This window comes from Capnocytophaga sp. oral taxon 380 str. F0488 (genome assembly GCF_000318255.2).
GTDB classification, from domain to species: domain Bacteria; phylum Bacteroidota; class Bacteroidia; order Flavobacteriales; family Flavobacteriaceae; genus Capnocytophaga; species Capnocytophaga ochracea.
The window spans coordinates 68964-80654 of the sequence record NZ_KB291183.1 but is presented as its reverse complement, the minus strand read 5'-3'; the positions used below and the strand labels follow the sequence as shown (position 1 = coordinate 80654).

Sequence of the window (11691 nt, the reverse complement as noted above, 5' to 3'; positions counted from 1 at the left end):
GTTTTTAGTGTAAACCTATTTCAGGATATGACATTAGTAAATTTGGAAATGAGAAAATGGGGTGGTGTAGCGACCAAAGCGGAGTTATTAGATGTTTAGAAGAGGCTTGCGGGAGAGGGACAATAGAGACGCAAGGGGAGTTGTGGTGATGATCATATTGGATTAACGTTGATTAATGTGAGTTTGATAGTCTATTTTATTGCTAATTGTAAATTGTTTTGTATCTTTGTCCCATTAATGATTAACCATTTATAACTCATCATTAACTATTATGAAATATTTACTATTCAGCCTTTTAGCTTCCTTATGCACCATAGGAGTCAAGGCGCAAGAAAAACTTCCTAATGTTATCTTTATTTTGGCTGACGATTTAGGTTACGGCGATATAGAGCCCTACGGTCAGCAAATTATCAAAACACCCCAACTCAGCAAACTCGCTGATGAAGGAATGAAGTTTACTCAGTTTTACACGGGTACATCTGTGTGTGCGCCCTCTCGCGCTTCGTTTATTACAGGACAAACTACAGGTGAAACGCACATACGCGGTAATGAAGAAGTGCGTGAGCCAGTAGATGGGCAAGCACCTTTACTTGCTAACGACCCATCGGTAGCACAACTTTTTAAGAAAGCAGGCTATAATACGGGTTGTTTTGGTAAATGGGGTTTAGGTATCGTTCCTTCCGAAGGGAATCCGCTAAAACAAGGGTTTGATACTTTTTTTGGTTATAACTCGCAGTTCCGCGCTCATCGCCGTTATCCTGCTTTCTTGTGGCACGACAATGAAAAGGTGCTCATTCCCGAAAACGGAAATTATGAGCGCCAAGAGGTTTATGGCGAAGACCTCATACAAGAAAAAATATTGGATTATATAGGCAAACAAACAGCTGAAAAGCCTTTCTTTATGTGGCTTACTTATACACTCCCACACGCCGAATTGGTAGTGCCTCACGACAGTATTTACGCTTCGTACGAATATCTCCCCGAGAAACCTTATCAAGGGGTGGATTACGACAAGATTACTCCTAAACCTTTTGGCTGGGCAGGTTATATGTCGCAACTGCACACTTATGCCACTTATGCGGCTATGGTGAGTCGGTTAGACAAATATTTGGGAGAAATACGCAAGCTCCTTAAAGTTAAAGGGCTTGATGAGGATACCATTATTATCTTTGCGAGCGACAATGGGGCACATCGCGAAGGTGGTGCTGACCCTAAGTTCTTCAACTCCTCAGCAGGATTGAGGGGTATTAAACGCGACTTGTACGAAGGCGGTATACGTACCCCTTACATTGTGTATTGGAAAGGCAAGATAAAGGCAGGTAGCGTAAGCGACCACATAGGGGCTTTTTGGGATATGATGCCTACCTTTGCTGAGATTACGCATCAGAAGTATGTGCCTAATAGACATCAGGTGTCGTTTTTACCTACGCTTTTAGGGAAGAAACAACAGCAACAGCATAAATACCTTTATTGGGAGTTTCACGAAATGGGAGGTAGACAAGCAGTGCGTTATAAAAACTGGAAAGGAGTACGCCTAAACGTGAATAAAGATAAAAAGGCTCCTATTGAGTTGTACGACCTTACTACTGACCCTGCTGAACAGCACAACCTCGCCGAGAAATATCCTAAGATAGTGAAGAAAATAGAGCGATTTATGGAACAAAGCCATACGCGCTCAGAGCTCTTTCCTTTTGATTGGGAGGCAAAGAAATAAAACATACTAAGGAGGAAGAAAGATAACTTAAAAGCCTTTACCTAATCAGTATTTAGGTAAAGGCTTTTAAGTATAAGTATTATAGACTTTAAAAATGCTCTAAGAAGTAGGTTTAATGAGCTTTTTCATCTATTTTATTCTGCTTGGAGTCATAAGTAAAAGGCACTTTCCAAGTGATTAATAGTGCAGGAATAGTGCAAATCATTACCAATAAGAAGAAGTGTTGATATCCTAAATATTTACTTAGAAAACCACTAATCATACCAGGAACCATCACTCCTAAGTTCATCAGGCTATTGGCGAAAGCATAGTGAGCCATTTGGTATTTACCAGGAGCTATTTGTTGCATCATAAAGAGGGTAAGACCTACAAAACCGAAGCCATAACCAAAGTACTCACCTACAATTCCCAAAGCGATAGTAGGTAAGTGAGAGGGCAAGAAATAAGCAAAAAGTAGATACACTACAAATGGAATATTAAAAGCACACGCCAAAGTGAAAAGAGCTTTGCGCAACCCTACACGAGAGACAAAATAGCCAGCTGAAATAGAGCCTACAATAAAAGCAATAACTCCCGCAGTACCGTATACTAAGCCATATTCTTGTTCGGTGAGCCCTAAGCCTCCTTTATCAGTTTTAGCAATGAGGAAAAGAGGAGCTATCTTCATTGCTAACCCTTCTGCAAAACGGTATAAGAATATAAAAAACAAATAATAAAAAATATATTTCTTTCGGAAGAAAGCTACAAAAATACCCCATAGTTCTTTCATTTTTACATTAAAATCACCGGCTTGCTGAGGTTTAGTATCTTTTGGCAAAGCATAAAGGTGATATAGACCTACGAGACCTAAAATAGCAGCACAAATGCTAAGAATCAGTTGCCAAGAAGCAATTACACTCATACCTTTTGCTTTTACGAGCCAACCTGCTAAGAAGATAAGACCACCATTGGCAAGCACTTTTGCTAAGTTGTAGAAAGCACCTTGCCAGCCAGAATATACACTTTGGGTAGCTGTGTCCAATTGTTCCATATACATTCCGTCACCTGCAATATCGTGAGTAGAACCGCTAAGGGCAATCACCCCTAATAAGGCTAAACACACAGTGAAAAAATTAGGCAGAGGTAACGAAAAGACAATACAACCGAATAAAGCTGCTGATACTAATTCGGTAATGACAATATATTGTTTTTTAGTACCATAGAGCTCCATTATTACACTGATAATAGGTTTTAATGACCAAGGTAAGATGAGTAAAGAAGTCCAAAAAGCGTTCTGGTCGTCAGGAATACCTAATCCTTTGAAGATAATAGGAAAAACTAATGAAAGCATCACAAAGGGAAGCCCCATAGCGAAATAGGTGGTAGGCACCCAAGTAATAGGATTTTTCTTTTTCATAATGGTTGTTTATATTACTTCATTTTAAAAATCAGACAAAAGTACAAAATAATTACAAATTGGCAAGTTAGCAGATTAGCAAGTTTGAAAATACCCTAAATATACCAAAATAACTTATCAATTAAGTACTTTAAGTGCGGTTATTATTCTTTTGTTTTCTTAGCATTCATTGCTTTATAGAAGGCAGCGCGACTGAGAGGCTCATAGCTATCGGCTTCTCCTAACAAGCGTTGCTGGTCGTTAGAAACTTTGCGAAAACTATAATTGGCGAGGTTGCCGGTACGCGTACAAACAGCGTGTACCTTAGTAACATACTCGGCAGTAGCCATCAAGAAGGGCATAGGTCCGAAAGGCTTTCCTTTATAGTCCATATCGAGTCCTGCTACGATTACACGTACCCCGCGATTGGCGAGCTCATTGCACACGTGTACTATCTCGTCGTCGAAAAACTGTGCTTCGTCTATACCCACCACATCGCAACCATCGGCAAGAAGCATAATGCTGGCGGCGGCTTCTACGGGAGTAGAAGGAATTTCATTGGCGTTGTGCGATACGATATTGGTATCATCATAACGCGTGTCGAAACTGGGTTTAAATATCTCTACCTTCTGTTTTGCAAATTGGGCACGACGTAATCGGCGAATCAGTTCTTCGGTTTTGCCTGAGAACATCGACCCGCATATTACTTCTATCCAGCCTGTCTTTTCGTTGTCGTTTACTGTATTCTCTAAAAACATCACTTAAAAAGTATATAGTACTCCTACTCCTAATACTTGCTTGAACTGAGTGCGTGCGCCATAGTTGTGCACTTCACCATTAGGTGCTTTGTACGAATAAAACTTCACATCGTCGTCGTATTTGATATGCACCCCTATACGCGCTTGCACGTAGCTATTTACCTTCAAGTTGAGATTAGTTTCCCAATCCACATCTATATTTCCGAAGTTTTTAAGGTAATCGCCATAGAAGTTGAAGGAAGTATTGAGTATCATATTCTCCATCACTTTCTTGTCCCAGCGACCGGACACTGAAAAACCCAGTTCGTTATGGGTACGCTTACCTTTCCTCAGAATAGTACCGTCAGGAGCACGCTGGGCTCTTTCTACCCCGAAAGCACCTTCATCGGCTAAACGTTGGTCGAGTACAGCAGTAGTTTTAAGCGTGATAGGCGAAAGGAAAATACTGAATTTTATCTTTGAAGGAGCATATTCAGTACCCAAACCAAAGGTGATATAAGCAGGGGCAAAGAATTTGGAGATAGGCTTTTCTACATCGGGATAATTGTACCCGTTGCTGATTTGTGAAAGAAACTGATAGCGTGCCGTGTAATACCAAAACGACTGTGAGTCGCCTCGATAGCCAAACGATGAGATGAGTGAGAGTTTATCGTCGGTCTTGCGCACTTCGCGCCCTTTTTGAGCGTTAATACCGTAGTTGATTTCTAATTCGTTGTCCCAAAAGAAAGTGCGTTCGGTATAACGGCGACGGAATTTGGCATTAAATATCCCCGAAATAGAACTTTCTCCTCCTGCACTCCAATTAGAAAAAGCTACCTCGCTCATATTAAGGCTCACTTGATTGAATTTGAACCATTTTTGTTGTGCTAATTTAAAACGGTTGAAAGTGAACTTTAACGCTTCGGTATCTTTCATTACCTTTACCGTATCGGACTTTACAGGGGCTTCGTACGTTCTTGCTTTGCGCACTTGCCCAAAAGCGGTAAAGGAGGTAAGAAACAGTAGAACAATGAGTTTTTTCATACAGAGAATCGTGCTAAATATTTCAGGGTGCAAAGGTAATGATAATTTGCTAATTTGGCAATTAGCAAATGAACTAATAAATGTAAAATGGAATGAATATAGCTGTTGGATACTTGACAGACAAAGCGTAATGAAAATATAATAGTAGGGTAGAGGTATAGAAGGAGAAGTAATTATCAGATTAGAAAATTGGAAGCTTGACAGATTGCTGAAAAAATCTTAATGTTTGTTAAATGTATGTATTTTTTTCAATTATTAAAAAGAAAAATACAACTTAGTCTCTTACACCGTAAAAAGAGTTAAAATGTTATTATTCAGTTAAATAAAAGATTTATCATACTTATCTCTTCACCGAAGCTTAACCGAAGGAAGAGCGAACCTAAGACGAAGAAAAGACGAACCTAAGACGAAGGAAAGGTGTTAGTTAGTTGAATGTCAATAGGAAGAAAGGGCTTTTAAAACTGTTGAGGAAAAAGTGTTAAAAACGTGAAATGGCTGAAGAAAAAGCAGTTTTTGTTCTTTCACACATTGGCTTATTTTGTCAATCTGCTAAATCTCTAATTTTCAAAAACTCTTCTTTGAGCGTCTCTACTTTGCCGTGAGGAATAAAACTATCAGGAAGGGTGATGATTTTCAGCGGAGTGGTATAGCTGTGCTGGGTAGCAAATTCGGCTACGGCACTGCCTAAACCGCCTGTGCTTCCTTCTTCTACTGTGATTACTTTCTTATAAGAACGGAAGATATGATGTAGCATCGCCTCGTCCAAAGGTTTGAGAAAACGGGCATCGTAATGGGCATATTTTTCGGTTTCAGCAGTTTGAGTGAGCTGTTGTTCAACATTTTCGGCAATGGCGCCAATGGTGAGTACGGCTATCTCGCTACCTTCTTTTAGCAGTTCGCCTTTGCCTATAATTAGCTGTTGAAAAGGTTGTTGCCAATCGGTTTGTGCACAACGACCACGAGGATAACGAATGGCAAAGGGGTGCTCGAGCGATTGCTGAGCGGTATAGAGCAAATTGCGCAACTCGGTAGCATTACGCGGTGAAGCGATAATGAGGTTAGGAATAGGGCGCAAGAATGCCATATCAAACACTCCGTGATGGGTGGCACCGTCTTCGCCTACAAGTCCTGCACGGTCTATACAGAATACTACAGGCAGGTTTTGGAGGGCTACATCGTGGATAAGCTGGTCGTAAGCGCGCTGTAAAAATGTGGAATACACCACACAGTAAGGTATAAAACCTTGTGTAGCCCAACCGGCAGCAAAGGTAACCGCGTGTTGTTCGGCAATACCGACGTCCATTACCCTATCGGGGAATGCCTTTTGCATAGCTGTGAGTCCGCTACCACTACTCATCGCAGGGGTGATGACAACTATCTTGGGGTTCTGCTGGGCGAGTTCGGTGAGGGTTTGCCCTACTACGTCTTGATATTTAGCAGGGAGAGCAGAGTTTTCAGGCAGAGGGTTGCCTGTGATTTTATCGAATTGTGAAGGGGAATGAAAGAGCACTTGTGAGGCTTCGGCTTTGGGATATCCTTTACCTTTGGTGGTGACTATGTGCAAGAGACGCACTCCACAGGCTTGCTTTTCGGCTTTGAGTGCCGTGATGAGCTCGGTGAGGTTGTGCCCGTCTACTACGCCTTTGTAGGTAATCCCCAAAGCATTAAAAAAAGCACTGCGGGTAGCGTGTTCGGTTTTCAGTTGGGCAAGGTAATGAGAGAACGCTCCTACGGTGGGGTCGATAGCCATTGCATTGTCGTTCAGTATAATGAGCATATTGGCATCGGTGGTGCCTGCATAGTTCAGAGCCTCGAAAGCCATACCACTCACAATAGAAGCATCGCCTATCACGGCTATATGTTGTTGCTCTTTATCGCCTGCCAAAGCCGATGCCATTGCCATACCCAAGACAGTGGAAAGAGAGGTAGACGAGTGTCCGGTGCCAAAAGCATCGTACTGACTTTCTGCACGTTTAGGAAAACCACTGATACCCCCACGCTCACGTATATGTGTAAAATCCTCGTTTCTATCGGTGAGGATTTTATGAGCATAACACTGGTGCCCTACGTCCCATACTAGTATATCGTGAGGAGTATCGAACACATAGTGCAATGCAATAGTAAGCTCTACCACTCCGAGACTTGCACCTAAGTGTCCACCTCGTGTAGCAATAACCTCTATAATGCGGTTGCGGATTTGTTGCGCCAGAGCAGGAAGAGAGGTTATAGGAGTATTTTTTAGTTGTTGCATATTAAGCTTACGCTATAGAAATTCAACAAAGAAATTAAAAAGGATAAGGTTTATGCCTTAGAAATCAAACAAATCTATTCAAATCAAACAATTAGAAAAGAAGTGTAGCTTGTGTTTGAAACTTTGGCTAAGTTCGCGACGCACTCATTGGCTAATTTGTTAATTTTCAAATTTGCTAATTCTTTCCTTTATTGACCAATTTCACTACCAACATTATCAGAGCTCCCATTACTACAAAAGCTATTAAAGAAAAATACCAATAGGTGATGAATAAGCCTTTTAGTATCACGGCGAATATCACTACAAAGAGGATAATTGTCGCTACTTCGTTGAGCATTCGCAGTTGTACCGAAGTAAGAGAGGCGCGCCCCGCTTGGAGTCGTTTCATTATGCGCCAAGAATAGTAATGATATACAAACAAAAAGACGACGAATAGCAGTTTGACGTGAAACCATCCTTGTTTAATAAGCGTCCACTCGCCACCGTCGTATAGCATATAGAGTCCGCTAAGAGTCATCAGCACCAGTGCTGGCACGGTAATGATGTTCCACAAGCGCTCTTCCATAAAACTGAATTGTTTGTGGAGAATTGAGCGTTCGGGGTCATCTTTTTCCAAGGCTTCGGTGTGATAGATAAATAGTCGCACCATATAAAAGAGCCCTGCGAAATAGCTCACTATAAAGATGATATGTATGCTTTTAGCAATAAGGTAATCGGTCATTAGAAATATTTTAAGCGTTTCAGATTACAAAGATAGGAATTAATTAGCTAAAATAAAAAAAGAAGTCGTCCGAAAAGTTTTAATCTTATCTTTCATCTCTTGTCTCTTCATTAATCCAAGAGGAGAGAGCTTGTACCCACAGGTCGGAGTCGTTGAGGCAGGGAATCATTTTAAAATTTTCGCCACCATTTTTGCGGAAAGATTTACCTCCTACTATTTCTATTTCTTCGAGAGTTTCTACGCAATCGGCGACAAAGGCAGGAGCGATGACTGCTAATTTCTTTACACCATTTCGGGCAAGTTCTATAATTTTATTGGAAGTGAAAGGGGTAATCCACTTATCCTTTCCCAAACGCGATTGAAACGCTTGTGAGTATTTTCCTTTTTCTAATCCCAGCTTTTCTGCCAATAAGCGAGTAGTCTCAAAACAATGACTGCGGTAGCAGTGCCTTCCTTCTTCGCTGTAAGGGTCGCAACAAGTTACACCTTCTACAATGTGTTTGTGTGCAGAGGTAGGTGTGGTTTTGTAGAGATGGCGCTCGGGTACACCGTGATAAGAAAAGAGCAAATGGTCGAAAGGAGCTGTCCCTAAATGAGCGCGTACTACCTGCGCTAAAGCCTCGATATACTCGGGGCGATGGAAGAAAGCAGGAAACTTGGTGAGGTGCATATTAGGATAAGAGGCTTTGATGAGTTTTTCGGTGAGGACTTCAATGGTTTCGGTAGTAGCCATTGCGTATTGAGGATAAAGAGGAATGAGGAGTACTTCATCAACTCCTTTGCTGTGTAATTCTTTTAGTGCATTGGCGATATTTGGGTTGCCATAGCGCATAGCTAATACTACGGGTACAGAGACTTTACGCTGTACTTTTTCAGTAAGCCAACGACTAATGACAATGAGCGGAGAACCTTCGCTCCACCATATTTTTTGATAGGCTTTACTGGTTTTAGGTGGACGCGTATTGAGAATAACCCCGTGTACCAAAGCATAGCGCAATAGGTAAGGCAGGTCGATGACGCGTTCGTCCATTAAAAATTCTTTTAGATATCGTTTAATGTCTTTTATTGCAAAGGAATCGGGTGATCCTAAATTTACGAGTAATACTCCTTTGGGCATTTTTAGTTAAGTGAAAAGTTAAAAATTAATTGCCTGTGCGGTTCGCATTTTTCATTTGTCTGAGAGCGCTTTCAGCGAGTTCTTCCTCTACGTCGGCTTCGGGTTTGTCTTTCTCCATCTTACCGTCTTTGCGCTTTTGAGCACTTACGGAGAGAATACACCCTAAGGCTAAGCACGTCATCCATAGTGATGTACCCCCACTACTGATGAGAGGTAGGTTCTGCCCCGTTACGGGAAAGAGTTCTACCGCTACTCCCATATTAATGATAGCTTGCAAGAGTATTGGGAAACCTAAGCCTAATACTAATAACTGTCCGTAGAGGGTAGGTGCTTTTTGTGAGATGACTACAATGCGAATGAGCAATAGTATGTAAAGCACCATTATAACGATAGCTCCTAATGAGCCATATTCTTCGGTGATGATAGCATAAATAAAGTCGGAGGAACTTTGGGGGAGGAAGTTTTTCATTGTGCTTTTACCTGCTCCTTGTCCCATTATACCTCCTTTGGCAATAGCCATTTTGGAACGTTCTATCTGATAGCCTTCTTTGTTGTCCTCGCCTCCCATAAACGATTCGATACGGCTCATCCAAGTATCTACCCTATTGGGGAAAGCTTCGGGGAAGGCTTTTACTACTAATAAGAAAAGTGCAAGGAAAACAATTGCAATGCCTATAGCTGAAAAGATATGTTTCATTGGGAAACGACCCAAGAAAGTGAGCATCAGCACTGAGCTGAGGATTAGCATTGCGGTGGATAGGTTAGAAAGAAGCACTAAGGCTGCAATCACTCCTACGGGTATCCACAGGGGTAAGATAGTTTCTTTGAAAGAGAGTTTTTTGCCGTAGTTTTTAGCTAAATAAGAAGCTACATAAGCCATCAGCATTACCATTGCGAAGGTGGAGGGCTGAAAGGAGAAACCCCCTACGCTGAGCCATCGACTGGCGTTTGCCCCTTCGATGGTGCTCCCTGAAAGGTTTGCAAAGATGAGCAGGAGCACCGCTAAGATGAGCCCCAGTTTAGAAGCAGGACGGAAAAAACGATAAGGTGTACGATGTACGATATAAAGAGTGAGATAGCCAACCCCTACAAACACTAAGTGCTTGATGAGGTAGCCAAAAGGAGTACCCTTACCCACTACATACACTAGGTTGGTACTGGTGCTGTACACCGCCAAGAAGGAGAAGAGGGTAAAGACGAGTATGAGCGCCCAAAGGGTTTTGTCGCCTTTGATATGTGAGGCTATCCATTCGCGCATTATTACAGTTTCTGAACGGCTGCTTTAAAGAGGTCTCCGCGTTCTTCGTAGTTTTTAAAGAGGTCGAAGCTGGCGCAAGCGGGGGATAATAGTACTGTATCGCCTTCTTGAGCAAAACCTTGTGCTAATTTTACAGCTTCGTCCATTGAGCGGGTTTCGACAAGCGTGCCTATTGTGTTGTGAAACGATTGAATAATAGGGGAATTATCGACTCCGAGACATACAATAGCTCTTACTTTTTCGTGTATATAAGGCAAAAGAGAGTTATAGTCGTTGCCTTTGTCTTGTCCGCCAACTATCCACACGATAGGAGTTTTAATGGTGTCGAGAGCGTAGTATACTGAATTTACGTTAGTAGCTTTAGAGTCGTTTACGTAAGTAACGCCTTCTACTACTTTCACCTCTTCGAGGCGGTGAGGAGCACCTTTAAACCCTTTGAGACTTTCGCGCAATGAGTTGTTGCGGATATTTACCAAGCGGGCAGCTACACTTGCTGCCATTGTATTTTTAATGTTGTGCTTGCCACGAAGGCTAATTTCTTCAACGTCGATTTCAGTAGTTTGATTCTCTAACATAATGTATATTTTATTGTCTTTTAGGAAAGCTCCTTGTGGGAGTTCTTTCTCTATAGAAAAAGGTATAAGTTTAGATTTTATAGTATGGGTACTGAGCCACTGTGTAATTACCTCGTCGTCGGCATCATAGATAAGGTAATCATTTTCAGTTTGGTTCATCGCAATACGGAATTTAGAGTTGATATAGTTTTCGAACTTATAGTCGTACCTATCCAGATGGTCAGGAGTTATGTTAAGCAACACGGCGATATGGGGGGCGAAATGCTCTATGCCGTCTAACTGAAAACTACTGATTTCGAGTACATAATACGGAGGATTTTCGGTAGCTACTAATTCGGCGAAGCTATAACCTATGTTTCCGCCAAGTCCCACTTGCAATCCCGCTTCTTTGAAAATGTGATAAGTGAGCAAGGTGGTAGTGGTTTTACCATTACTACCCGTGATGCCTACAATGAGGCTATCGGTATATTGGCTTGCAAATTCTATTTCAGAAATCACAGCAATGCCTTTTTCGTGGGCTTTTTTGATGATAGGTGCTTTATCGGGGATACCTGGGCTTTTCATAATCACATCGGCTGAGAGAATTTTCTCTTCGGTGTGTGTGCCTTCTTCCCACTGAATGCCTTCTTTGTTAAGGGTTTCGCGGTAGTGAGGTTTTAGGGAGCCTTTATCGGAAAGGAATACTTCCCAGCCTTTTTGTTTACCGAGAATGGCAGTTCCTACACCACTTTCACCACCTCCTAATATTACTAAACGTTTCATTGATAAAACCTCGTTTTGTTGAGGTGCTTATTATTTTTGGGCAAAGGTACAAAACAAAAGGGAATTAGCAAGGGAGAAAGCGAAAAAAAAATAAATAATGACAGAAATGAGGAAATGAGAAAATGAGGAAATGAGAA

At 41.6% G+C, this 11691-nt stretch carries 9 protein-coding genes; 1 reads left to right on the top strand and 8 read right to left on the bottom strand.

Annotated features, from left to right (window positions below):
• Window positions 1-271 precede the first annotated feature (271 nt).
• Entirely contained in the window at window positions 272-1714 is a 1443-nt protein-coding gene (locus tag HMPREF9078_RS02670) for an arylsulfatase (RefSeq protein WP_009419193.1), read from the top strand.
• 112 nt (window positions 1715-1826) lie between these two features.
• Here HMPREF9078_RS02670 and HMPREF9078_RS02665 read toward each other — a convergent pair whose 3' ends face one another.
• From HMPREF9078_RS02665 to murD, 8 genes are all read right to left on the bottom strand, one after another.
• Window positions 1827-3110 carry an MFS transporter gene (locus HMPREF9078_RS02665; protein ID WP_009419192.1) on the bottom strand — a complete coding sequence of 428 codons (1284 nt, stop codon included), beginning with the start codon at window positions 3108-3110 and terminating at the stop codon, window positions 1827-1829.
• A 143-nt stretch (window positions 3111-3253) separates the two neighbouring features.
• Complete coding sequence (locus HMPREF9078_RS02660) at window positions 3254-3847, bottom strand: thymidine kinase (RefSeq protein WP_009417664.1); 594 nt, start codon at window positions 3845-3847, stop codon at window positions 3254-3256.
• 3 nt (window positions 3848-3850) lie between these two features.
• Entirely contained in the window at window positions 3851-4870 is a 1020-nt protein-coding gene (locus HMPREF9078_RS02655; protein ID WP_009419190.1) for a DUF3078 domain-containing protein, read from the bottom strand.
• A 541-nt stretch (window positions 4871-5411) separates the two neighbouring features.
• The gene (locus tag HMPREF9078_RS02650) at window positions 5412-7121 is read right to left on the bottom strand and encodes a 1-deoxy-D-xylulose-5-phosphate synthase (RefSeq protein WP_009419188.1); all 1710 of its coding nucleotides are present in this window, start codon (window positions 7119-7121) and stop codon (window positions 5412-5414) included.
• Between the two features lie 175 nt (window positions 7122-7296).
• Window positions 7297-7842, bottom strand: coding sequence for a CopD family protein (locus HMPREF9078_RS02645; protein ID WP_009419187.1), 546 nt, complete (start codon window positions 7840-7842; stop codon window positions 7297-7299).
• Window positions 7843-7927: 85 nt separating this feature from the next.
• The gene (gene hemH, locus HMPREF9078_RS02640) at window positions 7928-8959 is read right to left on the bottom strand and encodes a ferrochelatase (protein WP_009419186.1); all 1032 of its coding nucleotides are present in this window, start codon (window positions 8957-8959) and stop codon (window positions 7928-7930) included.
• Between the two features lie 25 nt (window positions 8960-8984).
• Window positions 8985-10217, bottom strand: a complete 1233-nt coding sequence (locus HMPREF9078_RS02635; RefSeq protein ID WP_009419185.1) for an FtsW/RodA/SpoVE family cell cycle protein — start codon at window positions 10215-10217, stop codon at window positions 8985-8987.
• A 2-nt stretch (window positions 10218-10219) separates the two neighbouring features.
• The gene (gene murD / locus HMPREF9078_RS02630; protein ID WP_009419184.1) at window positions 10220-11554 is read right to left on the bottom strand and encodes a UDP-N-acetylmuramoyl-L-alanine--D-glutamate ligase; all 1335 of its coding nucleotides are present in this window, start codon (window positions 11552-11554) and stop codon (window positions 10220-10222) included.
• Window positions 11555-11691: the final 137 nt, after the last annotated feature.